Origin of the sequence: Cohaesibacter marisflavi (assembly GCF_963665895.2) — a bacterium.
In the GTDB taxonomy this organism is placed as follows: Bacteria; Pseudomonadota; Alphaproteobacteria; order Rhizobiales; family Cohaesibacteraceae; genus Cohaesibacter; species Cohaesibacter marisflavi.
Genome location: NZ_OY762534.1, coordinates 1000810 through 1026686, shown reverse-complemented (window position 1 = coordinate 1026686; position 25877 = coordinate 1000810). Strand labels below are relative to the sequence as shown.

The window sequence follows — 25877 nt, the reverse complement described above, 5'->3', positions numbered from 1 at the left end:
GCATGAAGGTCAACCCTAGCCATCACAGCGTCAGGACAAGAAGAAACGCACCCCTTCGACCGATTCAGGCAGAGATGTGCGTGAATAGTCAGAATATCTATTTATGAGTAAAATATTCAAGTTAACAGACTTGCGCTAAAGTGACATTTTCTATCGCTCAGACGCCACGCGATCAAAGCCGGCTTTAGCGATAATGCATGACAAAGCGATGCTCACCGACGTCGTGAATATCGGCCTGCATGTCGAAGACTTGCTCAATCGTTTCGTTGGTCAGGAAATATTTTGTCTCACCGTTGGCCACCAGGCGCCCGTCTTTCAGGCCAACAATCCAGTCTGCATAAAGCGCCGCATAGTTGATCTCGTGAAGAACAACAACAATGGTCTTGCCCGACTGGGCTGAAAGGGAACCAAGGCGCTGCATAAGCGTGCGGGCGCTTTTCATATCCAGATTGTTCAAGGGCTCATCAAGCAGCAAATAATCGGTATCCTGCGCATAGGCCATGGCCACAAAAGCCTTCTGCCGCTGCCCCCCCGATATTTCATCAATGAAGCGATGCCGGATGGAAGCAAGCTCAAGGCTTTCGATGGCTTCATCAACAAGCTTATTATCCTCAACCGTTGGCCGACCCTGATGATGCGGGAAGCGGCCAAAGGCAACGAGATCTGCAACGGTCAACCGCGAGGCCAACTGGTTGGATTGGGTAAGGATAGCGAGTGTCTTGGCCAGCTGCTTGCTCGGTGTCTGGGTTACATCCAGCCCGTCGACCTCAATGGTGCCTTTTTGCAAGGGCTGCAGGCGAGCGATGAGGGAGAGCAGGGTGGACTTACCAGCCCCATTGGGGCCAACCAGCGCTGTGACCTTGCCCTTTGGCAACTGGACCGAAATATCACTGAGAATTGTCTGCCCATGCAAAGCATGGCTGATAGAGCGGATGTCAATCATCGGCTCCTTCCTTTCAAAATCAGGAGAAGGAAGGTCACACCTCCCAGAAACTCGACAATCACGCTGAGAGGCGTAGAGAAGTTGAGAAGTTGCTCAAGGATGGTTTGCCCCCCGATGAGCACGCAAGCCGACAGGAGCGAGGCCGCAGGCAGCATAATGGCATGTCTATGGGTGGGAAACAGATGATAGGTGAGGTTGCTGACCAGAAGGCCGAAAAAAGCAACCGGCCCGACCAGTGCGGTTGAGACAGACACCAGACTGGCGATGATAACAAGCGTTACATAAACCCGCTGCTTGTAATTGATGCCAAGATTGATCGCCGCATCGCGCCCCAGCGCCAACACATCCAGATCAAATCGAAAATACCAGGCAGCAATCAGCCCCAACGCCATGATCACACTGCTTACCAGAAGCAGATCGCCGTTGATGGAGTTGAAGCTGGCCATGGAAGAGGTGGCAGCAACCACGAAATCATTGGGGTCAATCAGGCGCTGAAAAAAGGAGGTAACCGAGCGAAACAGAACTCCGAAGATAATGCCCGTCAACAACAGACGATGCATATCTTCCCCGCGCGCTTGCTGCGATTGCCCGAGCAGAGTGCCGAACAGAGCCAGTGAGGCAAGCATCATGAAGAAGAAAGACGTAAAGAAGGAAACCTGAGGCGCCAATTGCGCAAAGCCGAGGCCGCCTAGAAAGAAGACCAGCGCGGTTTGTAGCAGTGCATAAAGGGCATCGAACCCCATAAGGGAGGGCGTCAGAATGCGGTTCTTCGTCAGCGTTTGGAACAAAACCGTAGAGACCGCAATGGCAATCGCCACCAGAGAGATACCCAAAAGCTTGGTCCCGCGAAACCACAATACGAACTCCCAGTTACCCCGAGCGTTGATCGTCAAAAAGGCAACGGCGCAGACCACAAACAGCAGAAACGCATATATCAGGCGTCTTTCAACCATCAGGCGCTTTTCTCCTGCTGGCTTTCAGCTGTCGAAGGACGGCGCGGCGGAAAATAGAGCAGCCACAAAAACAGCGCAGCACCGACAAATCCAAAAATGGTTGCTGCCGGAATTTCGAAGGGATGGCGCACGATCCGCCCAATGAGATCAGAGAGCAGAACCAGCCCCGCGCCCATCATGGCTGTAACGGGAAGCGTCTTACGCAAATTATCACCCAGCCACCGGCTGACGATGTTGGGCACGACCAGCCCGACAAACGGAATGACCCCGACAGTGACCACCGTCACCGCTGAAATCAGTGATACAATCACCAACCCCAGCCGCACGATCTGGTGGTAATTGAGCCCCAGATTGATGCTGACATTGCGGCCAAGTCCGAGAATGGCGAACTGGTCAGCCACAAGATAGGCCACAATCATCAATATTCCGGTCAACCACAAAAGCTCGTAGCGCCCCTGAAGGATGCCCGAAAATTCGCCATTGAACCATGTTTGGAGATATTGCAGCAGATCCGTCTGGAAGGCGATGAACGTCACGAGCGCGCTTACAACCCCGCCATAGGCTATCCCCACCAACGGCACCAGCAATGGCTGATGCGCAGGCAAGCGGCGCACCATCGCCAGAAACACCATCGTACCCAGAAGCGAAAAAACGCAGGCAGCAATCATCTTGAGAAATATCGATGCCTGAGGCATCAAAAAGGTGATGAGCAACAGCCCAAGCGCCGCAGTCGAGCCGGAGCCCGCCGTCATCGGCTCAACAAATCGGTTGGAAACAATCATCTGCATAATAATACCGGCAACAGCCAACGACGCACCGGTCAGCAAAACGGCCAGCGTACGCGGAATACGACTGACCAGAAGCAGATTCAGACCTTCTCCGGTTTGCAAAAAGCGACCGGCATCCAGATCAATCGCACCAACAAAAAGGCTCGAAACGATTCCGAGCCCCAAAATGGCAAGCGCGAATATCCAACCCTTGATCATGTTTCATCACCTTTGAATGACAATGATAAACAAGGCAGCCAACACACATAGCAATGCAGGCTGCCTTGTTGTCATCACGATCAATCAGCCTTGCCAAATGCCTTGATAACCTCGTCAAGCGTGTGGGTCATGGACTGTATGCCGCCGCTGGCGATATAGATATTAGCCGCATCGAGATAGACAATATGGCCTTCTTTCCATGCCTTGGTTTCATGCACGAGAGCATTGTCCAGAGTGGTATCTGCCGAGGCGCCACTGGCTCCGATCGCAGCAGAACGGTCAATTACCAGCAACCAATCGGGATTGACGTCGCGGATAAACTCGAAGGAAACCGCCTCGCCATGAGTGGCATCTTCCACACTTTCAATGGCTTCAGGCAAGCCAACCGCATCATGCAACCAACCGAACCGGCCCGTTGCACCATAGGCCGAAATTTTCGGCCCGTTGGCCAGAATGATCAGCCCGTTGCCTTTGCCCTCAACAGCGGCTTGCGCCTCGGCAACCTTGGCATCGAATGCCGCTTCCAGCTCCTTGGCTTTTTGCTCCTTGTCAAACAGTGCTCCATAGGCTTCCAGACGGGCCTTGGCCTGACCAACCATGTCGGTCCCCCAGATCGTCATATCGATGGTTGGCACCATTTTCGACATCTGGTCATACTGCTTGGCGGAGCGACCACCAACGACAACCAGATCCGGCTGCAGCGCATTGATGGCCTCGTAGTTTGGCTCAAACAGACTTCCAACGCCTTCCGCCGATTGCGACAGATGATCCAGATAGGAAACATAGAGCTTGTCGGGCACACCGACCGGCTCAACCCCCAAGGCATCAATCGTATCCAGAGCGGCAACATCCATCACAACCACAGAGCTCGGATGGCTGGAAAAGTGCACGGCATCCCGTGCCGTTGGTATTTCCAAGTCTTCAGCCAGAGCTTGCGGAGCAACAAATGCAAGCAGGCCAGAAAAAGCCAAAGCAAGGCGAAACGGTCGTGAAGTCATCTATCAATCCCTTGTAAGCACTTCAAAAAAAGAGGAGGCGGGAGAGGCAGAATTGCCTCTTAAACATGAGTGTCACTTGCAACATAGGCCAAGATGTGGCAATGAAAAGCACCAAAACAGGCTCATGACTTAAATTTGAATATCAAATTCAAGATATCAACAGCCTATTTGCCAACCACTCGCGCATTGGCATCCACGCTTCCCAGCAATGCAATCAGCCCTTGAGGCAACTGCTCTCTCCAGGCAAACATGTCGTGCGCCGTTGGGAACTCCTGATGGACCACGCTATAGCCTTTAGCAAGGAGCACATCATGCAGATGCCTGTTTGGCTCCAAAATGCTCGCAAAGCCATCGCCACGGCTGGTCTCGAACAGGCCTGCTGCAAGATAGAAGCGAACCGGCGCACGATCATGGGTCGCCACGCGCCGGGCAATCATATTGGCGCCAGAATATGCTCCCTTGTCCGACCACCAATAGGACCCCGAAAGCGACAACACCGCGCCAAAGGCTTCAGGATGCTTGAGCGCGATGGTTGTCGAGCCAAGGCCACCGAAGCTTGACCCGCTGAGAATTGTTCTCTCGGCCCGCGGAGAAAAGCCTAACTCTTCACGCACCAGGGAAAGGACATCCTTGGCCATAAAGGCAGCAAAGGCGTCATTATCCGGCAGTTCTTTCGCGCGCACCACATTGTCGATAGAAGAAACGAATACAGCGGCCAGAGGCGGAATTTTGCCTGCGGCAACCAGCGCATCAATGCTGCGATCCAGATGCCCTTTGCGCAAAAACTGTTCGCCATCAAAAACAAAAAGCAAAGGCGTATCGGGATCGGATGAATCAAAGCCGGCACTGCGATAGATCCAGATATCTCTTTCATTCTCCAGTTCGACACTTGCAATTCGGTGATGGCTAAGCGCTCCCTGTGCTTCAGACACGACCTCAAACCATGGTTCCAACGCACCGCCACCGGCTCGGAAGGTCGAAGACTGATTGTAGGCATCCGGTGCCTTAGTCGGCCATGGATAGCGATTGAGCGGGTCTGCCTTGGCCTTTGCCAGAATCGCCACACGGCGTGCGCGTTTAGAGCCATCAAAATCAGGCACATCCTTCGCCAACTGATAGGAGAACAAAGTTCCTGCAGGCACAGACACCGTCCGGAACCAGACATCGCTGTTGCCAAGCCTTTCCAGCGCATAGATATCATTGGCAGGGCCACCTAGCATTTTGACATTTCGTTCAGCCCCTCTTGCAAGAAAGGTCAACAGTGTTTCGCCCTTGTTGCCCGGTTCCACCATAGGCGTGCCTTCTTTGGTGATGTCCTGCCAAAAGGCATCAGTGTTCCCCTCCTGTTCCAGCTTCTCGGCCAAAACACGAAGGCGAGGGCTTTGATAGCTGCGCTTTGGAGCATGCAGGTCCTTTTCAGCGACCATGCTTGTCTGCGTTATGGCAAGAGAGCCCGCCTCAGAGCTGGAGACTGCCAGATAGGAAGGCTTGTCAGGCATCATGAACACCACATGCTTGCGTCCTTCGCCTTGAGCCAGAAACTGCCGGTAATGCGTCCCGTCTTTCCCCGCAAGAGCGATATCAAATGGCAAGCCAGACGTTTCAAATGACACACCAACCAACGCTCCGGAATCAACAAGCAAATGGATAGCGACAGGCTTATTGGCGACCACCTCAACACGAATGGGGTCGTGGATGGCATCTATTTGTTCAATCACCTCGGGAGACATGGCATGGACACTCTGGGAAAAAACACCCACGCCGACAACGAGCAACGCCCGCACGGCTTGAGCGATAAAACGGGACTGGATGAACATTTGGGCAAACTTTCCAGTAGGGACATCAGAAGATCAGGAAAACGCTGATAAACGCACCAAAACCTCCCGCCCGAAAACGGGCGAGAGGCGGGTCAGAATTCATTTCTGGTAAGGATCAGAATTTAAGATTGGCGGAGAAATAGTATCTGCGCCCATCCACGTTGAAATCATCCGAGACATCCCGATAGACCTGCTTGTCAGCAACATTGAGAACACCGGCTTTCAAGGTGAAATTATCATTCACCTCATAGGCTCCCGTCAGATCTGCGGTGAAATATCCATCCACCTTGGAAGCCCCGCTCATGTCCCCATCGCTAGGCACATAGGTATATTGCTCTCCGGTATAGTTCGCCTTGGCGCTCAGCGTTAATTGATCCGTCGCCAGCCAATCCACGCCTACATTCACCGTATGCTCTGGCTGATAGGCAAGAGGGCGCTTCACTCCGCTAATAGCCTTGGCATCCAGATAGGTATAGTTGGCGGTGATTGTCACATCATCACGCGGACGCAGTGAGAAACTCGCCTCTACCCCCATGGTGCGGGCTTCATCGATATTCTCATAGGTAAACATCGGGCTGCCATCAGCCGCAAGGCCGACATAGTTGGCATACCCCAGAGCGGCCACCGTGTCAGATGTCCGCGCAGGCGGGAAGGGGATCATGTCTTTGATCTCGTTATGAAAGGCTGTCAGCCCTACCGAGAAGAGATCGCGATCATAGGACACTCCGGCTTCGAAGCTGGAACCGATCTCCGGATCAAGATCTTCACTACCGATCATATAACATCCGCCACCACAGGAAACCTGATACCAGTTGGGGCTGTTTTCCAGCAGCGTTGGCGCCTTAAAGGACGAAGACCAACCGCCTTTGAGGGTCAGCTCATCCGTCAGGTTGAAAACGCCATAAAGACGAGGACTGACATTCCAGCCGAATTTCTCATGATTGTCAAAGCGTGTGCCGAACGTCATTTCGAACCGGTCGGTGATCATGGCCTGATCTTCAAGGAACAGCGCACCTTGCCAAACCGAAGACTCCGTTCCACCGGCCCCCATCAGGACATAGTCATCATTGATCTCCTGATATTTGTAGGAAGCACCAACGGTCAGCTTATGCGGAACGATCAGATCAACCTCGGTGTTGACCTTGCCGTCGGCATTGAAGTTATAGGCGGTGTTGGGCTGCATTTCTCCCGTGCGGTTGCCATGCCCATAATCATTGTGGATCTGGTCTCCATATACCTTCACTTCCGACGAGCCGAAATCATATTCACCGCGATGGGTAACGCCTACCGATTTGCGCTCCAGCGTGGTTTCATCCTGCTTGCGGCTGGAGAAGCCCAGATTGAAGTCCATTTCATGACTGTCATTGATCAACCAGGTTGCTGTGCCATCAATGAATTTGTCGTCGCTTTCGGAAAATCCAGGAAGAGGCGTACCATCACGCTGGAGGCCGGGGTTCAGATCATCATCATCAGCCACGCGCACATCATAGCTACCGAAGGTTTTCAAGAACAGCTTGTCTTTGACAAGCGGCCCGGACAGGGAGAAGGACCCGCGCCCATAGTCACCCGACTTGCGGTTTTCCTGCACGGTCACTTCTGTGGTTAGAGAGCCATGCCATTCATTCTGCGCTCTCTTGGTGATGATATTGACAACACCGCCAATGGCATCCGACCCGTAGAGTGAGGACATGGCGCCGCGAACGACCTCAATCCGTTCGATCGCCTCAACGGGCACCCAGCCGGAATCATAATCATTGCCGCGGAACACGTTGGGCGCAGAATTGACTCGCTTGCCATCAATCAGAAACAGGGTGTAGCGCTCGCTGAGGCCGCGAATCTGAACCTTCTTCTGGTTGCCCGAATAGTTGAAGGTAATACCGGGCACATCGCCAAGAAGCGCACGGGCATCCTGAGCGGGCAGTTTTTCAATGTCTTCAGAAGTGACAACACTAACGCTGGCCGGTGCATTGGTAACATCCGTCTCGGACCCTGCCGCAGTCACGACAATGGCGTTGAGCATGTCTTCTTCGGTTATCTCCTGAGCTTGGGCTAGAGCTGTGGTGGTCAGAAGCGATGCCAGCACGAGGGTCGGGCTGGTCAGGCCCAAAACAGTGTGACGGGTCTTTTGGTCCTTGTTGTTGGTTATTCTATTGAACGCATAAGAAGTCATTGGAAAACAACGAACCTTTTTGTTTGGAAAGGGATCGAGCCAGATATTCGGGCCACATTCGCGCCCGAAATATATCTTGACTTTAATAGTCAAGTTAATGGAAGTTGGCGTTTGATGTAAATTTCGAAGACTTTCGCCGACGCGCCATTCTTTTGCGCAAAAGCGTCAAGTCAGCAGCGCTCATGACTTGCCCGCATGCGGCGACGCACCCACGAAATCTAAGTAGAGTATCCCGACTGGAGAAAGAAATGGCTGGTTTCCAAATGTCACCAACCTTTGCAAATGTCGCTTTCCTTGATGGGAAACCAAAACATCATACCGGCATTGTAGCCCAAGAGCTGTCTCCCTGTTTCCAGCTTTTGCTGTTTCTGGAAGGCGGACAGAAATTCTATCTTGATGACATGTTGTTCGATATCGATGCGGGCAGGGGCTGTCGCAGTCAGCCGCAAATCGCAATCATCCAGCGCAATAAGTCCTGCACCCTGCGCAGCCTGCCAAACCATGGCGACAGCATCCTGCGCAAGATCAAGCTTTCACTACCAGTTGATTGGCTCCAGACCGTCACAGATGCACAAGACGGAGGAATTCTGAAGCAGTTCCAGAATGGGCAGATCACCAGCTATTTATGGCAGGCCAACTGCGACATGGTGCAATTGGGCGAACTGATCATCAATCCGCCCCCCCAATTTCAGGAATCCAATGCCCCCGAAAGTCTCAGGCTCTATCGGCTGGCCAAGGCCATGGAACTGCTATCACTTGCCTGTATGGATTTAACCAACAGGCAACACCAAACGCGGCCCCTTGAAAAGGTCCATATCTACAATCAGGCAGAGCGCGTGCGCAGCTATGTTGTCGAGAATCTGCACGCAGACCTGACCATCGAGACCCTCTCACGGGAAACCGGCACGAGCAAACGCTCTATCCAGCGCAATTTCAAGCATCAATTCGGCCTGACAGTATCTGACTTCATTCGCAAACAACGTCTTGAGAAAGCCCGGCAGGCCATCGAAAATCAGGGCATGCCAATCGGTCAGGCCGCTTTTCTGGCAGGGTATAACAACCAGTCAAGCTTCACCAACGCCTTCAAGCAGACTTATGGATCAACACCCAAAAACTGGCGGAGAAAGGCCGAGCCGCGCAAATCTGGTGCTTAGCTTAGCTTAGCTTCTTACACGTCTATGCTTGCCCTAAAGCCAGCTTTTCCCGCTTTCGGCGTCAAAAATGGAAAGCTTGTCCATTGACGCATAAAGCCGGATCTTTTCGCTAGCTCGAAACTCATGTTCGGGCTTGAAGGTGGCAATCAGCCTTTGACCTTTCACGTCAAAGGAAACGATTTTCTCCGGACCGGTCAATTCCACAATTTCAACCACGCAATCAAACGGAATACCGCCTTCAATAGGCTCCAGCCTGAAAGCCTCGGGCCGAATGCCAACCAGCAGCTTTTGAGGCACATCTGTTGCAGCCGAGGAGCGCTGTTCGCGATCAAGAACAAATGGCTGATCAGCAGCGTCCAGTTCGATAAGATTGGTGCCCGCAAGCGGCTGCCCCTTGAACATGTTGATCGGAGGTGATCCCATGAAATCGGCAACAAAGGTTGTCGCAGGCCGATTATAGATTTCCTCCGGCGTGCCTAACTGCTCGATATGGCCATCGCGCATGACGGCAACGCGCGTTGCCAGCGTCATAGCTTCGATCTGGTCATGGGTCACATAGACAATCGTAACCCCCAACATCTGGTGCAGCCGTTTCAATTCCCCGCGCATCTCCATGCGCAATTTGGCGTCGAGGTTGGATAGGGGCTCGTCGAACAGAAACAGTTTCGGCTTGCGCACCAGAGCGCGACCGATCGCAACACGCTGGCGCTGTCCGCCAGAAAGATCTGATGGTTTGCGCTCGAGCAGATGATCAATCTGCAATACCTTGGCGGCTTCCAATACCGCGCTCTCGCGCTCGGCTTTCGGCACATTTCGCATTTCCAGCCCGAAGCCGATGTTACGCGCAACCGACAAATTCGGATAGAGCGCATAGGACTGGAACACCATGGCAATATCGCGATCTTTGGGATGAACCCCGTTTAGGGTGCGACCATCCAGCGTAATGGTGCCAGAGCTTGGGTCAAGCAAACCCGAGATCAGGTTTAGCAAGGTTGACTTGCCACAGCCAGAAGCTCCCAACAGCACGAGGAATTCGCCGCTCTCCAACGTTAAGTCGATGCCCTTAAGCGTTTCTTGCGAACCGAATTTTTTGGTAACATCACGAAGGTCAAGCGAACTCATGAATCGTCTCCGGCTTTGTTTTGGGAAGATAACATCTTGGATGGGTGGAAATGGCGAGCGACGCGGTCCCGATGGCAGCTTGCACCGCCTCTGGCCAGTCTTTGCCTTGCGCACGCGCTGCAAAGAAGGCGGCATTGAACACATCACCTGCGCCGATAGTATCCACGAGCGCCACTTTGGGGGCAGGGCATGACAGAATGCCATCCGCGCGCACAAGCATGGCCCCATTGCCGCCACGCTTGATGATCACAGTGCCCTCATCAGGCATATGGCCCAGCAGCCACTTACCAGCGGCTTCAGGATCGGCTTGACCGGAAAGAGAGGTAGCCTCGATTTCGTTGAACAGAATATACTGACAATTGGCGAGCCACTTCAGAGTCTCGGCTCTGATCGCATCAGTCCAATCCTCAAGCGGCCAACCTGTATCAAGGGCAATCGCAACGTCATGCTGCCGGGCATGCGCGAACATTTGCGGATAATCTTTGGTCAGGCTGTCGGTCAGGAAAGAGCCGCACACCAGAAGAACGCCGCCTGAAAGCGCCTGCCAATCAATCATCTGCTTCACCTGAGGCCAAGAGAGAGCGAGCAAATGCCCCTTGGTCGTCAGAAAGGTGCGTTCCCCATCCGGATGCGTTACGCCAACCGACACAGTCGTATTTCCAGAGGCGGCAGGCCAGCCTGCAGCAGGCGCTCCGAACTCGGCTTTCAGCCAGTCGCCAAAATGGTCAGACCCGATATTGGCCGCAATCTGATAGGGACACCCCAAGGCTTGCCATGCAAGAGCTACGTTGCCAGCAGCGCCGCCAACACGTAACTCATCATGTTCGACAATCAGTTCCGTCCCACTTGGAAGGTTCGGCGACACCGGCCCCATGATCAGGTCGACATTCACATTGCCAACCGTTGCCAGAGCTAAGCTTTTCTTCTTCATTCTCAACTGAACCCTTGTTATTCCACTCTGGTAACTTTGGTGCATCGCAATGGCGTGCCGACATTCTCGACGCGCGAAGCTGCAAAATCGACCATGAAGCGCTGCGCAGCAGGCAAAACCGAGAAGATGGCAGCAAGACCCTGTGCTGACGGACAAGAAACCGTAATCGCTCCCTTGATCGACTCTTTGCCCGATGCGTCAAACACCACCAGAGGCGAACTCGTTTCCGCTACAAATTCGGCAAAACCGGTCACCAGATCGCAGGTTTCATCTCTAGCCCGAAACAGAACAACACCGACGCTCTCACCAAGCATTTCCACCGGCCCATGGCGGAACTGCCCCCCTTCCAGACTGAAGCATGGCAAACGCGAAAGCTCGGTCAGCCCAAGCGCAATAGCTTCCGCCACCCCCTGCAGCTGACGCGAGGAGGTGACAACCGTATTCACATCACCAAGCGCCTTGACCGCTTCATCAATCGCAATAGAGGGCTCGCCCTGAAGGATGGCAAACAGATCATCAAGATCCTGCCCCAAGGCGCCAAGAACCGCGGCATGGAGCGCCGCAGAGACCGTAAGGCTCCTTGTCGCAGCAAAGGGGATCTCCGATCCGCCAGCCCCCACGAGACAAGGCGCAAGCCCTGCCAAACTGGAATTGGGCTCCATCGTCAGGCCGAAGACATGATCCTTGGGCGCACAGTCACGGAACCAGCGCAAAACCTCTGCACTTTCTCCCGATTGCGAGGTAACAATAATCGTCCGCCCATCAACCGGCAGCGGCTGGCCAAGCTGTTCAGACAGGGGAACGGCGATGGCGTCGATGCCACTAGCCCGGTATAGCGGCTCCAGCGCGCGCCCAACGGCATGGGATCCCCCCATGCCCAGCAGCAGCAACCGGCCGGTCTGGCGCAAGGACGCAGCAATCTTTTCAGCAGGCTCTTTCGCACCATCGATCGATGCCTTGCTGTCTTTGAACTGTCTAGCCATTTCGTTATAAATGGCCAATTGTGCCTCGGTTTCTGGTTTCTTGTTCATTTTCAACCTTTCACGCCTCCATTGGTGAGGCCGGAAATTAGGGCTCTTTGCATGAGGACACCGACAAAAACGGGAGGCAACGCGGCCAACACGCCAGCCGTTGCGATGAGGCCATAATCAGACACGCGCCCACCAGCCAGATCGGCAATGGCAACGGTCAGGGTCTTGGCCTGCTGGTTTGAGGTAAAGAGAAGCGCATAGAAAAATTCATCCCACGCCAGGAGAAAAGCAAAGATCAGCGAGGTCGCAATCACCGGCATGGCAAGCGGCAGAATGACAATGCGCAAGGTCTGATCCAGACGCGCCCCGTCTATGGCGGCGGCCATTTCCAGATCCCGCGGGATGGGATCAAAACCAGCCTTGAGCAGCCAGGTGGAAAAGGGCGCCAGAATACTGAGATAGACCAGTGCAAGTCCCCACGTGGTGTTCAATAGGCCCGCCTTGGCAAGGATCATGTAAAGCGGTACGGACAGCGCCACCGGCGGCAACATATAGGTAGCAACCACAGCGCCCAGAGACCACCCGACGCGGGGATTGCGCGATGCGGCCCAACCCGCGGGAATGCCGATGGCCAACGCGATCAACGTTGCCATACTGGCCACCTTGATGCTGTTGAATAGCGAGGCGACGAAAGCCTCTCCCATGGAATTATTGCTACGCGAGAGCAATTGCCCATAGCGGGAAAAATCAAACACCTCCGGCCAGAAATGCAGCGGTTTGGCAGAAAGGTCCGCATTGGAAGACACGCTCATGATAAACAGCCACAACAGCGGCGCCAAAATCACCAGCGCCACCAGAAGCGCCATGGCATGGACAAATATGGAGAAAACACGCGATTGATGCTCCATCAGTTGGTTCCTCCTGCCCAGCTGCGCATGATGCGAATGTAAATGACGGCGAGAACGGTAATGGCGAGCGTGATGATCAGCGCGAGCGACGCGCCGGATCCGGCGCGCTGGAAAGCAAAGGCTTCCTGATAGACAAGGATCGACAAGGTGCGCGTCGAGTTCGCCGGTCCGCCACGGGTCATGATCCAGATAATATCGAACACCTTGAAGGCCTCGATCGTGCGCAACACGACCGCCACCATCAGGGGCCCAACTAGATAAGGCAAGATAACATAGCGGAAGCGGCGGAACGCATTGGCACCGTCCGATATGGCGGCGGCCCTTATGTCATTGGGCACTGATTGCAAGGCGGCCAGCGCGATCAGGGCCACCAGCGGAAAATTCTTCCAGAGGTCCGCCAGAATGAGCGCCATCATCGCCGTTTGCGGCTGCCCCAGCCACGACTGATATTGATCGATTATGCCAAGCTTGAGCAGGGCAGCATTGAAGGCGCCATATTCAGGATTATAGATCAAGCGCCACAGGGTGGCATTGACAACGGTCGGCAAGGCCCAGGGCAAAATCAGCATGCCGCGCAATATGGTGCGGCCGTAGAATTTCTGATTGAGTAGCATCCCCACCAGCACACCAATCACAATTTCAAGGGTCACCGAGATCAGCGTAAACTGCATGGTCGTGGAGAATGCACGCTGAAAATTCCGACTTGATAGCATCTTGGTGAAATTGTGTAGACCAACGAATTCGCCCTCAGACCCGACAAGACGGGTGTTGGTAAAGGAAAGACGGATCGTGTCGATCAACGGCCACCCGATCACAGCGATCATGACGCACAGAAGCGGAAGCATCAACAACCAGACATGAAGAGTCTTGCGGTCAGACAACATGAAATTGGACCTTCATTCAATTTGGATTGACTGGAGCGGACGTCCGGAGGGCGAGACGGCGGCGTTGAGCGCAGTGACATACGCAAAACCAAAGCCCAATTAGGCTGAAGGATGCAGCACGATAATATAAAAGTCACACCTTACAGCAGCAAACCGGACGGAGCCGGGACCAAGGATCCCGGCTCGCAATCTATTTATTCAAGTCCGCTATTCTCAGCAGCAGCCTCAAGCGCATCCTTCGGAGAAGACATGTCCAACAGGGCTTCCTGAATGCCCTGCTGAAGCGCAAGGGACATTTCCTGATAGTGCGGCGTCAAAGGACGGGGATACATGGCTGCAAGGCCTTTCTCGGCGGCTGCAATCAGTTCTTCCTGACCTTCGGTCACTGCGGGGTCTGTGTAGGAGCTGGCCCAGATTGGCAAGCTGAGGCGAGCATAATCGTTCTGAACCTTCTGGGAGGTCATGTAGACGATATAGTCCCATGCTTCGTCAGGATGTTCGGACGTGGAGGTGATGCCAAGGCCCATGGAACCGTTGACGGCGGATTCTTCGCTGATACCTTCAACGCCCGGAGCAGCAACGACGCCAACATTACCGCCGACCTTGCTCTCTTTGGGATCGTTGGCAAGGTTATACATGTAGGTCCAGTTGAGCGCGAAAGCCGCATCCCCATTCTGGAAGACATTGCGGACGTCTTCTTCAAGAAATTCCTTGGAGTTCGGGTTCGTCAGGCCGGACTTGTAGCTATCCACCATATAGTCGAGGGCATCCAGTGCACCACCTTCAGCAAAGGCTGGTTTGCCATCTTTGATGAAATCGCCCCCATAGGCACTGACAAGCGTGGTGTAATCGCAGATTGCCGCTTCGGCCTGTGCCCAGCTCCATGCGATGGGATATTCAACGATCCCGGCATCCTTGATCTTCTGCGCATCGGCCTTCAATTCGGCCCAAGTGGTAGGCGCTTTCTCGATACCTGCTTTCTTCAACATTTCCTTGTTGTAGAACAAATACTTGGTATCAAGAATCCAGGGCATACCATAATATTTGCCATCATAGCTGACCGTCGTCCATGCGCCGGGAAGAATGCCGGATTTCATTTCGTCAGTGATCTTGTCAGAGACATCAACCAGAACACTATTCTGGGCATATTCGGCAGGCCAGATCACATCATACAGAACCACATCATAGCCACCGCCGGCCCCCTGAGAGAGCACGGTCTTGTCATGCAGACCTTCATAAGGCACGAATTCAAGATTGATCTTTACGTCGGGATTGGCTTTTTCAAATTCGGTCGTCATGGCGCGAATATCATCTTCGCTATAGGCGGCCTGCGCCATGAACAGGGCATTGAGCTGGGTTTCGGCAAGCGCGGCACCGGAAACCATGAAGGTCAGGGCGGTGGCTGCCAAAGAGACTGCTGTAATCTTCGAACGCATAAATGTTCTCCTCAAATGAAACTCGACACATCTGTGCCGAGGGTTCTGATAACGCCATGAAAAAGCTTGAGTAGCGTCACGTAGGGGGTGATTAGGCCGTCTTGGGAAATGGCCGATAGCTCTTGGTTGGCTATTTAGTCAAGTAATTGGACTTAATGATTGCGTAACTTTCGCAAGCATGTCAATGTCTTTTTATGAAAAACAGAAAAGCGACCATTCGCGCAGTGTTTGGAAGCAATGCCGGAAGCGCCGGAGCCCATAACCGTCGCGTGATCATAGATGCGATCCGCGTAAACAAGGCTCTGTCCCGGGCAGAGCTTGCGCGCGCCACAAAGCTGACCAAGCAGACCGTCTCCAATATCATTGATGAATTGGAGCAGGACGGGCTGGTCATGCCTTTGAAGACGATCCGCGAAGGCCGCGGCAAACCGGCTAAGCCTTATACACTGGCATCCAATGGTGCCTTCGCCATAGGCCTGCAAATCGACCGCGATGTTGCGCGCCTGATTGTGGTGAATCTCACCGGAGACATCATGATACGGCACTCTGTGAAACTTGATTCCGTTAATCCGGAGGAGGGGTTCGAAACCCTTGTCGATCTGATCAACGCGGCCAGAGCAGAGCTTGAGCAGATGTGCTGTGGTGCTTCGGGACGCACGGCCGGCCTTGGCGTCGCCATGCCGGGTCCGTTTGGCAAGCTGGCAGCAATGGCCAATGAAGCCAATGGGGCCAACGACGATGCCTATTCCATGGCAGTCTGGCAAAGGTTCCCCCTTGTCGAACGCCTCAAGGAAAGAACCGGTCTGGACGTGAGCCTGCAAAATGACGCCGCAGCGGCGACCATTGCTGAAAAGCTTATGGGCAACGCCGACAGCTTCCGCAACGTCGTTTGCTTCTATTTCGGCTTCGGCCTCGGCGCTGGTTTGATCATCAATGGCGAGCTCTATACAGGTGTAGATGGCAACGCGGGCGAGATCGGGCTTCTCAAGCCAGTCATCAGTAGCGCGGAAACCGAAAGCCTTGAGCATATGGCCTCGTTAGCCTCCTTGTGCCACGCCATGGGCTGGAACCCCTCAGATGACAATTTGTTTGCGCACATAACAACGGCGCTGGAAGAGAACAACTTTGTTATGGAGCGCTGGCTTGAGCAGGCAGCCTCCTATCTCAGATGGGCAGCGCAAGGCATGAATCTGATGTTTGCTCCGGAAGCGACCATTCTGTGTGCCACAGCCCCAAAGCCATTGATTGATCGCCTAGTATGCATGATCAACGAAGACATGCGCAAAATGATCAATCCGTCCGGCGCGCCATTCATGATGGCAGGAACCGCAGATCAATGGGCTGTCGCAATAGGGGCAGCATCCGAACCCATCAGCAACAGTTTTTCGCCGCGCCATTCCGCTTTGGTCAAGAGCTAAAAGACGAAGGGCAAACAGCGCCATAGTTTTATTCGTAAAAACCCGCAGGTAAAAAGCGACTATTCAAACAGGAATTTAAAGCGCCTAATATTGTCTAGTGCAATTGTATCCACGTCTATACAAACAGAAATAATAATACTACAATGCCTCCCGGGTTATATTATTTTGTGATGATTTTTTGTCGGGGGACAAAGGTTTTGCTAGAAGATTCGGACTCTTGAAAATCAGGACTGTATTTCTGAGATGACGTTTTCTCAACGAGTGTTGTGAAGATGATCTCTAGAATTGTGCCATAAGTAGAGCTGCGGTTATGATTGAGAATTCAAATACTATTGCAAATCGGAAAAAGCGTTTGGCCTATATTGATGCCGAACCGCTGATATTTGAGGGTGCCAAGGCTCTTCTGAATGGCTCTGACTTTGTCGTGGTTAGAGCCATGGATGACTTCGAGCAGACGTCGGTCGAACAAGCCCTGAGCCTACATCCAGATATTGTCATGATACGCGTTCAGAATATAGAAGAAGGGGAAGTGCTCATCGATCAATTGGGCAGCCGTGGCATTAATGTGCCCTTCGTCTTTTTGGATGCCGATGAAAAGCTGTCCGAGCTGTTCAAGGAACGCGGCTCCAATTATGCATTTTTAAGCAGGACGGTGACCTCGCAAAATTTCATGAATGCTGTATCCATCGTAGCCAATGGCGGAAACTATATCGACCCAAACATTTCACTCAACAAGCACAACGGGCACCGCTCCATAAACAGTGAAACAGACAACGCGCAAGACGACCAGATTGAAATCAGCATTCTGAGCGAAAGAGAAAAGACAGTCTTGCATCAAGTCGCACTGGGGCATTACTCAAAAGAAATCGCCGCCAATCTCAATCTGAGTATCAAGACCATCGAAACCTACAAGAACCGCGCGATGAACAAATTGCAGCTCGCCGACCGGGCATCGATCGTGCGATATGCCGTGACAAACGGCTGGTTTGATACCTGATTAAAGAGCCATTTCTTTAAAGGCGCTCCATGAGCCTTGGCATGGTCACCAAATGCGCGAGCATGCTCTCCAAGCGGAGATGACCAACTTCCGAAAATACGCTGGGAATGAGATTTGAGGGCAGGAATTGCCGAAATACACCAGAGATTGAGCTCGACGCGAGCCCATGCGAGGCAAAAAGACCTTTAAAGAAGCACCAAAATTGTGGCTGGAGCCACCGCGCCCAATGGCTCCTATACGATAGATTCCCGGCGAGTTTAAAGCGAGCGCATATCAGGCGCTCTGAAGCTTGCCGCGAATATCGGACAGAGAGATCACGTTGGAAGGGCGATCCTCAAACAGCGTCTCTTGCGCATCCTGCTTGACCAACTCCTTCAGAGTATCAGGATTGATGGACTTCCCATCAAGGTCACTCAGCGTATTAGCCAGTCTTTCCACCAAAGCTATCGAATCCATGGCCAGATTCCTCTCGTGTTGCTACTCAGCACCCTTGTACAGAAATAACATTTAAGAAAAATAAATAAGAAGACCGACGAAAATAAGGTCTAGCAAGCAATAGGATTGAAAAGCACGTCCGGAAAAGACGAAAGCGGGATAAATTTTATTTCTTCTGTTTAAGGCTCGATATCGGTTTCCCGAAGATTGAAACGGAAAATAAGAGATAAATTTGGCGAATTCAAGATCTAAATATTGGACTGTCAAGACTTTATTATCAGCAATTGTGATGCAAATCAAAAACGGCATGTGAAATACTTTGATTCATGAAAAATCATTCTAAGTCACTGAATTATGCGGCTTAGTTCCACTCTCATTGTTTGGCATACAAATTCCCTCAAAATAGTTGCTCAAAAATTAGGCGCACACAGTTCCTCGAGCTGTCGGTTGCGCGCAACCTTAACTACACGCATGTAAACCAAAACCATTAACTAATTGAAAAATCATGAGAAAGGATTTTCCTTACAAGGGTTCCATTTATTCTGACTAGGTATTTTTTGGTAGCCACGCTAATCGTTAAGACAAGATTAATATTTGCATAAAATTTGCCCATTTACGGGCCGAAGCTCAGCCCCTCGGGAAATGAATAAGACTTTCCGGGGGTGCATCGAATTCATCGAACAAAAATTAATACTATGAGAACATGAGGTTTGTCGTGGCCAGAATTAGCATTTTTGGTATTGGATATGTTGGAACGGTAGCCGCAGCTTGTCTTGCAAGAGACGGCCATACTGTCATTGCTGCGGATGTTGATCAGAGCAAAGTCGATTCGATCAACGCCGGGAAAACCCCCATTGTAGAGAATGGGCTGGAAGAGCTTATTGAAACCGGCGTCGCAAGTGGTCGATTGACCGCCACGACAGATGCCCGTAAAGCGGTGTTGGAAACAGACGCGTCATTCGTATGTGTTGGCACCCCCAGTGCTCCAGACGGATCTGTCGGTCTGGACTATGTGTTGAGCGTTTGTACCGCCATCGGCAGTGCGCTTTCCCTCAAGGACACGTTCCATTCCGTCATCGTCCGCTCGACGATTGTACCAGGCTCCATGGAAAAGTCCTGCATCCCGGCTCTGGAAGCATCCTCCGGCATGACAGCGGGCGAAGAATTTGGGGTAGGATATTTCCCTGAATTCCTGCGCGAGAGCACCGCCATTGAAGATTATTATGATCCGGGTCTTATCGTCTTTGGCGCTCTTGATCAAAAGACTGACGATATTCTGACCGAGATCAATGGCCAGCTAAATTGCGAAATCAGCTCGGTCAATCTGCGCACCGCGGAAATGATCAAATACACCAGCAACTGCTGGCGTGCCGTCAAGATCACCTTCGCCAATGAAATCGGCAACATCGCCAAGGCCGTCGGCCTTGATGGACAAGAGGTGATGCGCGTCCTCTGTTCAGACATGAAGGTCAACATGTCGCCTTACTTCATGCGCCCTGGCTTCGCCTTTGGCGGCTCGTGTCTGCCGAAAGATCTGCGCGCTTTGCGCTTCCTGGCAAGGTCCAACAATGTCCCATCTCCGATGCTGGACGTGGCTCTTTCTGCGAACGAGGCGCAAATCCGCCGCGCAGAACATCTCGTCGACAATCTGGTGGGCCGTTCGATTGGCATGGTGGGCATCAGCTTCAAGGCTGGTACCGATGACCTGCGCGAAAGCCCCTTGGCTGCGCTGGCAGACCGCTTGATCAAGAAGGGTTACGATCTCAAGATCTATGATCCCTTCGTGCAGGAAGCCTATGACGAAGCAATGAGTGGCGCAGGTCGTGGCAACGACTATGTCGAAAATCTGGAACAACGCCTTGTCAGCTCTATCGATGCACTGATCGAGCAGTCCGACATCCTGCTCGTCGGAAACAAATATTCCGAAGTTGTCGAACCTCTCTCCAAGGCCGCTTCAACATTGCCGATGGTCGATCTGGCTCGCCTCAATAACAAGGTGACGTCCAACGGCAATTACGAAGGCATCTGTTGGTGAGGACGGGACGATGGTGGCTCACATTGCATATATAATGGTGATGCTGATCCTTGCTTTGTCCGTGCCGGTCGAGGTCAGCACCAATGCTTCCGGTGCGATCGTTGTTCTGGGCATTGTCGGAGCATGGCGGTACAGTTGGGCCGCGACGAACTTCCTTCGTGCCTTCTGGTACAAGCGGGTTGTGTTTCCCCGGCGGCGTAATGCTGCCGAGGAACGCTATTTCGCAAAGCCAACCCGGGCGCATGCCTTCTTTCTGACGACAACTTTCAAGATTGCGCCAGAAATTTCAGCCCGCGTCTATCGCTCGATCTTCGAGGCGGCGGCCAATTCAAAAGGTGGCGCAACGATCGTGGCCTCCGTGGTTGATGCCTCCGATGTGCGCCTCATCAAAAGCGCGTTTGCTTCCATGCCTATGGATATGAGCCGCGTGCAGCTGGTCTTTGACCGGATCGAAGGCACAGGCAAACGTGATGCGCTGGCAACCTCATTGAGGACCATCGCCAAGCATTATCCTTCACGCAATGACATCGTCATCTTCGTGGATGGGGACAGCTGCGTCCCCAAGGATGTGGTTGATCGCTCGGCCCCATATTTCCTTGACCCAAGCTACGGCGCCATGACGACGGACGAAACCTCTGAATCAACGGGCGGGCGCCTGTTCCGTGACTGGTTCAACCTTCGCTTTGCCCAGCGTCAGATGATGATGTGTTCCATGGGCATCAGTGAGCGTGTCCTGACGCTGACTGGCCGGATGTCAGTCTTCCGGGCTGACCTTGCCACCAACGCCGAGTTTATCGAGGCGGTACAGAGTGACCATATCGATCACTGGCGGCTGGGTCGGGTGAACTTCCTCACCGGAGACGACAAATCGACCTGGTACTGGTTGCTGCGCAATGGCTACAAGATGGGCTATTTGCCCGATGTCAAAACGCTTTCCATTGAAACCCAACCACGCGCAGGCTTCTTTGACTCCGCCATTACCCTGATGACGCGCTGGTTCGGCAACATGCTCAGAACCAACGGACGAGCCCTATCGCTCGGTCCGGGACGCATCGGGTTCTTTACCTGGTGGTCCATTCTTGACCAGCGCCTGTCAATGTGGACGACCCTTGCAGGCCCCATCGGCTTGCTATTGGCCGCCATTCTGGTCGATCCACTTGTCCTGCTGCTTTACCTCGCATGGGTGATGCTGACCAGATACCTGTTTTGCCTGCTTATTTCTTCGTTCCGGGAAGGGCGTTTCCCGATTACCTATCCCTTCCTTCTCTATTTTAGCCAGACCTTTGGTGCGTTGGTCAAAAGCTACATCCTGTTTCGGCTCGATAAGCAGAAATGGACGCGCCAGAACACCACCAACAAGGCAAAAGCCGTTCGCACTCATTTTATGAAATCAAACTCATTTTCCTGGTTTCTCCAGGGGCTGACCTTCTGTTGGTTGGCACTGGGCGTTTCCTGGATCACCGGACTTGTTTGAATTGGGAATTAATTGCCATGCATATCGACGATCACAACAAACTACCTGACCATGAGCCTTATGAAACTCTGGATGCCGTTTCGCTCTCTGATGATCATACAAGCGAGCAGGCCATGCTGCAGATGCCTTTCTCGGTCGTCATTGAAGGACGGCAATATGAGGGCGATGGGATTTCGCTGGTCAACGCCTATGTAAAAGGGCTCGCCTCGCGCGACTATGGGCAGGTCATCAAGCCAGCTACGTTCCGGGTACCTTTTGAAGGCTTTCAGGTGACCATGGCCATTGAGGTCGTAATGGTCTGTGTGGACGAGGTGACCGGGCTCTACCGGCTTGATTTCCTCAACCCGACCGGGCCACACCTGCCGCGTTTGCGCTACATTCTCAATGCCTATATCGCAGGCGAGGTCGTCGATATCAACGACCTGCTGAGCGTCACCGCAGACAAGGCCAAGAAAACACCTGCCGGAGCTGCTGATAGCGAACGCTCTTTCGTCCAGCGCTTCAAGTCGATGGTGGGGACCGCCTTTGTCGGCGCGGCCACACTTGGCCTCGTCGTGCTGGCCGGTTCCCTGATCCAGAACCGACTGCTCATCAGAGATGTGCCAAAACTGGCAACCGTCATGCCAAGCGGTGCCGTTATCAAGTCCGGCGTTGATGGACAAATCGTCTATGTCAATCCGCAAGCAGGACTGGAAGAACCGCTCGTCGCAATTCAGGGGGCCGATGGTCGTCAACTGACCGTCGTTAACCCCTGCGACTGCACGCTGACCATCGCCAAGTCAAGCGTGGTGGGCAACGTGGTGGCGACAGACGATAATCTTGCCTTCATTCCGGGCAATGACAGCGGCATTTTGGTTTCGGCCATTTTGCCAGACAAGGAAGCCGAAATGCTCGTCTTTGGCGGTGTTGCAGAAGCAACGCTGGCTGACGGCAGAACAGTTAATCTGCAAACCAAAGACATCAAGCCTCCCGTTTCCGGCCAGTCAGTGACGCGCGTCACTTTCACCGCGCCGGAAGGATTATTGACGCTGGCTGATACGGGAAGCCCTGCCAAACTTCGTATCAAGGACGGCAGATACGTCTCTTTTATGAGTTTATTTAATGAGTACAAACAACAGGTTCTCTGATCCTGTGTGAAGGAATGCCCCATCAGTCGCAAGCCGGGGCAAAAGACCGAACATTGTGCATTAAAATGACAAGGATGAGAAAAATGGTTGGCATCTATCCATTGGTATTGTGTGGAGGGGTGGGGACACGCCTTTGGCCTCTTTCGCGCTCGAATAACCCCAAACAGTTTCAGGCCATCAACGGGTCTGAGGACACGACATTCTTCCAGGCGACCGTCTCCAGACATGTTGCAGACGGCTTCGAAGAACCCATCATCAGTGTGAACAGGTCACATCTGGGGGTCGTCAAACAGCAGCTCAATGATATCGACACCAATGCGACGATTATCGCAGAGCCGCTTGGCAGAAACACAGGGCCGGCCGTATTGGCCGCCGCTATCCACCTTTCCCTTCGGGATCCCGATGCGGTCATGGCGGTTCTGCCCTCCGACCATATCATCAAGGGCGACCTCAACAAGGCGCTCAAACGCATGGTCCCCGCTGCCCACGCAGGCAAGATTGCCCTGTTTGGCATTGAGCCACGCTATCCGGAAACCGGGTATGGTTACATTGTCGATGGTGGCCCACATGACGAAGTGGCCTTTGCACAAAAGGTCTCGCGCTTTGTCGAGAAACCACCGTTTGAAATCGCTGAACAAATGATGATCGACCGCAATGCCTTCTGGGCATCCGGCATCAGCATGTTCCGCGCAGACGTGATCATGGAGGAATACCGCAGGCTGGATCCGGATTCCTTTGAACAGGTCATGGCAGCCTATTCCAATGCAGAATATTTCCCGGATCGTCTAGAGCTGGCTGGCGAAGATTTCGCCCGCGCCGTGAGTGGCCCGACCGAAGCCATCGTATTTGAGAAAACCGACCGCACCATTCTCGCTCCAACCGATATCGACTGGAATGATGTCGGCGCCTGGAAGGCATTCCATGCGGTGAGTGAAAAGGATGATCAGGGCAACTATGTCTCAGGTGACGTGGTCTGCATCGACTCCAAGGATTCTTACATCCGTGGCTCACAGAACCGCCTGATCGCCGTATTGGGCATTGAAGATCTCGTGATCGTGGACACCGACGACGCCTTGCTGGTGACCACTCATGACCATAGCCAGAAGGTGAAATCCATCATTTCCACTCTGGAGGAAGATGGCCGCAATGAAGTGGTCGCCCACGCATCAAAAACCCTGCCTTGGGGACAGGCAATCAAGATGCAGTCTGGCAAGAGCTTCAACCTGACCATGCTTCGCATCGAACCGGGCCGCACGCTGCTGTTTGATGAAATGGCGCACTATCATCGCCTTCTCACTTTCTCCGAAGGGCAGGGCGTCTTTACCAACAAGGCAGGCATCAGCCAGTTCACGCCCGGCGATGTGGTTGAAGTGAAGGAAGGGGAAGCCGCAACCTTCCGCAATACCGGCAACGAAACCGCAGTCATCGTCGAGATCCAATATAAGGTCGAAGGCGAAGAGGTTCTCGATTACCAGAAGTCCGCCGTACTTGGTGTCGAAGTCCGCGCTGAAGAGGTGGCGTGATGATTGGCCTGATCCGGACAACAGCATTCATATTGACTGCGATGGCTCCTGCTCTGTTGCCCGGGGAAGGGATCAGTGCGCGTGCAGAACAGGGGCTCTTGCGCGCACTGCCCGACCCTTTGGGCGATGTTACAGAGCTCAAGCAGCAATTGGCTCTGGCACCGGATCTGGATATCTATGCGTTGTCAGACTCTGTATCGCAAATTATGCCGAGTCTGACCCCAGAAGTCTGGGAGCAGAACGGGGATGATGTGACAGCCTCTCCCCTTGAAGGCGTAAAGAAAACCGCTCGGAAACAACGGCTTGATTTCCTACCGCTGGATTTGGTGCTCGGGCAGGTCAGAAAGCAGATGGGCAGCAAGCATCATGCCGATTTGCGACAGGTAAATCCGAGAGCGGATCAATCTGTACTGACCCTGCAGAGCGGTGCCTTCACACTGGCTGATATCCATGCAGCCCTTGAAAAGGCGGGCAATAGCGAAGCTTTGACGAAAAGTGACAGCAGCTACAATTTGCATTATCCGCTGTTCATCATGTCGGCGGCCAAATTGAAAATTGAAGCTGGAGAAACCCTGACCCTTTCGACAGCTGAAGGCGTATTTGTCGTCAATATCGGCAATTTCACCATGCACAAGGCAGAGCTTAAGGGCAGCGAACAGCGCAATAAGGTCAAGGATTTCAACCCCTTTATCCTGACAGCTCTTGGTGGCGGAGCGGATATCGTTGGCAGCAAGCTTTCCAATCTGGGTTTTGGCGACCGTACCTATATGCGAGGCATCGATGTTGTCTCCAATCTGCTCTTTCCGATCCAGACCCAAATGCGTCTGCTATCCAACCGCATTGTCGATGTTGGATCCATTGAGATGATCGGCATGAAGCAGATTGATATTCGAAACAATCTGATCTTAAACAGCAAAGATTCCGCGCTTCGCATCAGAAATGTCGAAAACGGTCAGGTTCAGAACAATATCATTGTCGGCAGCCAACATCACGGCATCCATCTGACCCAGAATCCGAAAAACCTAATGATCAGTGGTAATGTCATTTCCAGCGGGCAGGGGGCTGGAATCTATGCTTCCGGCGGCGTTTCCAAAGCGCATATTCTGAACAATCTTCTTCTGGACAACGCACAGGACGGCATTGCTCTGGAAGGGGCAGCCTGTTCCGAGATCTCCGGCAATTCGATCTATCAGAATGGCAAAGGCGGCATTGCAACAACCAACAGCCTAGCCATGCATTTTCAGAAGAATATTATCGCGGGCAATAGCGGCGCTGCCATTGCCATCATCGGCGGCATCGCCACCGAAGACCGCCATCAACTGAATCACAACCGTTTTATTGACAATGAAATTGGTGTTCTGGCCCGTCACTCTCCCAAGTTGGAACTGACTGGCAATGATTTTTCCAGACAGCTGCCGGTTCTTTTCTCCGGCGAGCTGAAACGCAATTTACCTCAATATTTAGCCCGTGCAGGAAAGCTCGACAACGGGGTTTCCGGCATCTTTACGACCACCAACTCAACAGCAGCCGCGGTTGGCAATGGTGGCGCTCGTCAATTTGTTCTTCTCAATCTGGAAAGCTGTAAGCTCTAGGTG

The 25877-nt window shown here is 53.0% G+C and carries 21 protein-coding genes; 8 read left to right on the top strand and 13 right to left on the bottom strand.

The window, feature by feature from the left end; genetic code table 11:
• Positions 1-184: 184 nt before the first annotated feature.
• The 6 genes from ACKPCT_RS05835 to ACKPCT_RS05810 all read right to left on the bottom strand — a co-directional run bounded on the left by ACKPCT_RS05835 (position 185) and on the right by ACKPCT_RS05810 (position 7867).
• Positions 185-943, bottom strand: a complete 759-nt coding sequence (locus tag ACKPCT_RS05835) for an iron ABC transporter ATP-binding protein (protein ID WP_319568653.1) — start codon at positions 941-943, stop codon at positions 185-187.
• Entirely contained in the window at positions 940-1896 is a 957-nt protein-coding gene (locus ACKPCT_RS05830; RefSeq protein ID WP_319568652.1) for an iron chelate uptake ABC transporter family permease subunit, read from the bottom strand. The genes ACKPCT_RS05835 and ACKPCT_RS05830 overlap by 4 nt, the downstream gene beginning before the upstream one ends.
• On the bottom strand, positions 1896-2879 hold the full coding sequence (locus tag ACKPCT_RS05825) for an ABC transporter permease (protein WP_210186771.1): 984 nt from the start codon (positions 2877-2879) through the stop codon (positions 1896-1898). The genes ACKPCT_RS05830 and ACKPCT_RS05825 overlap by 1 nt, the downstream gene beginning before the upstream one ends.
• A gap of 83 nt (positions 2880-2962) precedes the next feature.
• A complete protein-coding gene (locus ACKPCT_RS05820; protein WP_090073625.1) occupies positions 2963-3880 on the bottom strand; it encodes a siderophore ABC transporter substrate-binding protein in 918 nt (305 codons plus the stop codon).
• Between the two features lie 164 nt (positions 3881-4044).
• On the bottom strand, positions 4045-5697 hold the full coding sequence (locus ACKPCT_RS05815; protein ID WP_319568651.1) for an alpha/beta hydrolase-fold protein: 1653 nt from the start codon (positions 5695-5697) through the stop codon (positions 4045-4047).
• Positions 5698-5812: 115 nt separating this feature from the next.
• Positions 5813-7867 (bottom strand): TonB-dependent receptor domain-containing protein, encoded by a 2055-nt coding sequence (locus ACKPCT_RS05810; RefSeq protein WP_319568650.1) that lies wholly within the window; start codon positions 7865-7867, stop codon positions 5813-5815.
• Between the two features lie 248 nt (positions 7868-8115).
• Here ACKPCT_RS05810 and ACKPCT_RS05805 point away from each other — a divergent pair, with 248 nt between their 5' ends.
• Positions 8116-9021: an AraC family transcriptional regulator gene (locus ACKPCT_RS05805; protein ID WP_175528086.1), complete on the top strand. Its 906-nt coding sequence runs from the start codon at positions 8116-8118 to the stop codon at positions 9019-9021.
• 33 nt (positions 9022-9054) lie between these two features.
• Here ACKPCT_RS05805 and ACKPCT_RS05800 read toward each other — a convergent pair whose 3' ends face one another.
• From ACKPCT_RS05800 to ACKPCT_RS05775, 6 genes are all read right to left on the bottom strand, one after another.
• Positions 9055-10143, bottom strand: a complete 1089-nt coding sequence (locus ACKPCT_RS05800; protein WP_319568649.1) for an ABC transporter ATP-binding protein — start codon at positions 10141-10143, stop codon at positions 9055-9057.
• The gene (locus tag ACKPCT_RS05795; RefSeq protein WP_319568648.1) at positions 10130-11074 is read right to left on the bottom strand and encodes a carbohydrate kinase family protein; all 945 of its coding nucleotides are present in this window, start codon (positions 11072-11074) and stop codon (positions 10130-10132) included. Before ACKPCT_RS05795 ends, ACKPCT_RS05800 begins: the two co-directional genes overlap by 14 nt.
• 17 nt (positions 11075-11091) lie before the next feature.
• Entirely contained in the window at positions 11092-12105 is a 1014-nt protein-coding gene (locus tag ACKPCT_RS05790; RefSeq protein WP_319568647.1) for an SIS domain-containing protein, read from the bottom strand.
• Positions 12106-12107: 2 nt separating this feature from the next.
• Positions 12108-12953 (bottom strand): carbohydrate ABC transporter permease, encoded by an 846-nt coding sequence (locus ACKPCT_RS05785; RefSeq protein ID WP_319568646.1) that lies wholly within the window; start codon positions 12951-12953, stop codon positions 12108-12110.
• Entirely contained in the window at positions 12953-13837 is an 885-nt protein-coding gene (locus ACKPCT_RS05780; protein ID WP_090073611.1) for a carbohydrate ABC transporter permease, read from the bottom strand. The genes ACKPCT_RS05785 and ACKPCT_RS05780 overlap by 1 nt, the downstream gene beginning before the upstream one ends.
• Positions 13838-14031: 194 nt before the next feature.
• Positions 14032-15222 (bottom strand): extracellular solute-binding protein, encoded by a 1191-nt coding sequence (locus ACKPCT_RS05775; RefSeq protein WP_244544722.1) that lies wholly within the window; start codon positions 15220-15222, stop codon positions 14032-14034.
• A gap of 245 nt (positions 15223-15467) precedes the next feature.
• On the opposite strand from ACKPCT_RS05775, the gene ACKPCT_RS05770 reads away from it, so the two are divergent.
• Positions 15468-16691, top strand: coding sequence for an ROK family transcriptional regulator (locus ACKPCT_RS05770; protein ID WP_090073607.1), 1224 nt, complete (start codon positions 15468-15470; stop codon positions 16689-16691).
• A gap of 352 nt (positions 16692-17043) precedes the next feature.
• Positions 17044-17688, top strand: a complete 645-nt coding sequence (locus ACKPCT_RS05765) for a response regulator transcription factor (RefSeq protein WP_319568645.1) — start codon at positions 17044-17046, stop codon at positions 17686-17688.
• A gap of 273 nt (positions 17689-17961) precedes the next feature.
• On the opposite strand, the gene ACKPCT_RS05760 is transcribed toward ACKPCT_RS05765, so the two are convergent.
• The gene (locus tag ACKPCT_RS05760) at positions 17962-18144 is read right to left on the bottom strand and encodes a hypothetical protein (protein ID WP_090073605.1); all 183 of its coding nucleotides are present in this window, start codon (positions 18142-18144) and stop codon (positions 17962-17964) included.
• A 694-nt stretch (positions 18145-18838) separates the two neighbouring features.
• Here ACKPCT_RS05760 and ACKPCT_RS05755 point away from each other — a divergent pair.
• The 5 genes from ACKPCT_RS05755 to ACKPCT_RS05735 all read left to right on the top strand — a co-directional run bounded on the left by ACKPCT_RS05755 (position 18839) and on the right by ACKPCT_RS05735 (position 25874).
• Entirely contained in the window at positions 18839-20158 is a 1320-nt protein-coding gene (locus ACKPCT_RS05755) for a nucleotide sugar dehydrogenase (RefSeq protein ID WP_090073797.1), read from the top strand.
• 10 nt (positions 20159-20168) lie between these two features.
• Complete coding sequence (locus tag ACKPCT_RS05750) at positions 20169-21632, top strand: glycosyltransferase (protein WP_319568644.1); 1464 nt, start codon at positions 20169-20171, stop codon at positions 21630-21632.
• A 17-nt stretch (positions 21633-21649) separates the two neighbouring features.
• On the top strand, positions 21650-22759 hold the full coding sequence (locus ACKPCT_RS05745) for a hypothetical protein (protein ID WP_090073602.1): 1110 nt from the start codon (positions 21650-21652) through the stop codon (positions 22757-22759).
• Positions 22760-22842: 83 nt separating this feature from the next.
• Positions 22843-24282: a mannose-1-phosphate guanylyltransferase gene (locus ACKPCT_RS05740; RefSeq protein ID WP_175528084.1), complete on the top strand. Its 1440-nt coding sequence runs from the start codon at positions 22843-22845 to the stop codon at positions 24280-24282.
• The gene (locus tag ACKPCT_RS05735) at positions 24282-25874 is read left to right on the top strand and encodes a right-handed parallel beta-helix repeat-containing protein (RefSeq protein WP_319568643.1); all 1593 of its coding nucleotides are present in this window, start codon (positions 24282-24284) and stop codon (positions 25872-25874) included. Before ACKPCT_RS05740 ends, ACKPCT_RS05735 begins: the two co-directional genes overlap by 1 nt.
• Positions 25875-25877: the final 3 nt, after the last annotated feature.

Coding starts and splice junctions, on each gene's coding strand:
- ACKPCT_RS05835 (WP_319568653.1), bottom strand. CDS start 943: ATGATTGACATCCGCTCTATCAGCCATGCTTTGCATGGGCAGACAATT.
- ACKPCT_RS05830 (WP_319568652.1), bottom strand. CDS start 1,896: ATGGTTGAAAGACGCCTGATATATGCGTTTCTGCTGTTTGTGGTCTGC.
- ACKPCT_RS05820 (WP_090073625.1), bottom strand. CDS start 3,880: ATGACTTCACGACCGTTTCGCCTTGCTTTGGCTTTTTCTGGCCTGCTT.
- ACKPCT_RS05815 (WP_319568651.1), bottom strand. CDS start 5,697: ATGTTCATCCAGTCCCGTTTTATCGCTCAAGCCGTGCGGGCGTTGCTC.
- ACKPCT_RS05810 (WP_319568650.1), bottom strand. CDS start 7,867: ATGACTTCTTATGCGTTCAATAGAATAACCAACAACAAGGACCAAAAG.
- ACKPCT_RS05805 (WP_175528086.1), top strand. CDS start 8,116: ATGGCTGGTTTCCAAATGTCACCAACCTTTGCAAATGTCGCTTTCCTT.
- ACKPCT_RS05800 (WP_319568649.1), bottom strand. CDS start 10,143: ATGAGTTCGCTTGACCTTCGTGATGTTACCAAAAAATTCGGTTCGCAA.
- ACKPCT_RS05795 (WP_319568648.1), bottom strand. CDS start 11,074: ATGAAGAAGAAAAGCTTAGCTCTGGCAACGGTTGGCAATGTGAATGTC.
- ACKPCT_RS05790 (WP_319568647.1), bottom strand. CDS start 12,105: ATGAACAAGAAACCAGAAACCGAGGCACAATTGGCCATTTATAACGAA.
- ACKPCT_RS05785 (WP_319568646.1), bottom strand. CDS start 12,953: ATGGAGCATCAATCGCGTGTTTTCTCCATATTTGTCCATGCCATGGCG.
- ACKPCT_RS05780 (WP_090073611.1), bottom strand. CDS start 13,837: ATGTTGTCTGACCGCAAGACTCTTCATGTCTGGTTGTTGATGCTTCCG.
- ACKPCT_RS05775 (WP_244544722.1), bottom strand. CDS start 15,222: ATGGTTTCCGGTGCCGCGCTTGCCGAAACCCAGCTCAATGCCCTGTTC.
- ACKPCT_RS05770 (WP_090073607.1), top strand. CDS start 15,468: ATGAAAAACAGAAAAGCGACCATTCGCGCAGTGTTTGGAAGCAATGCC.
- ACKPCT_RS05760 (WP_090073605.1), bottom strand. CDS start 18,144: ATGGATTCGATAGCTTTGGTGGAAAGACTGGCTAATACGCTGAGTGAC.
- ACKPCT_RS05750 (WP_319568644.1), top strand. CDS start 20,169: ATGGTGGCTCACATTGCATATATAATGGTGATGCTGATCCTTGCTTTG.
- ACKPCT_RS05745 (WP_090073602.1), top strand. CDS start 21,650: ATGCATATCGACGATCACAACAAACTACCTGACCATGAGCCTTATGAA.
- ACKPCT_RS05740 (WP_175528084.1), top strand. CDS start 22,843: ATGGTTGGCATCTATCCATTGGTATTGTGTGGAGGGGTGGGGACACGC.
- ACKPCT_RS05735 (WP_319568643.1), top strand. CDS start 24,282: ATGATTGGCCTGATCCGGACAACAGCATTCATATTGACTGCGATGGCT.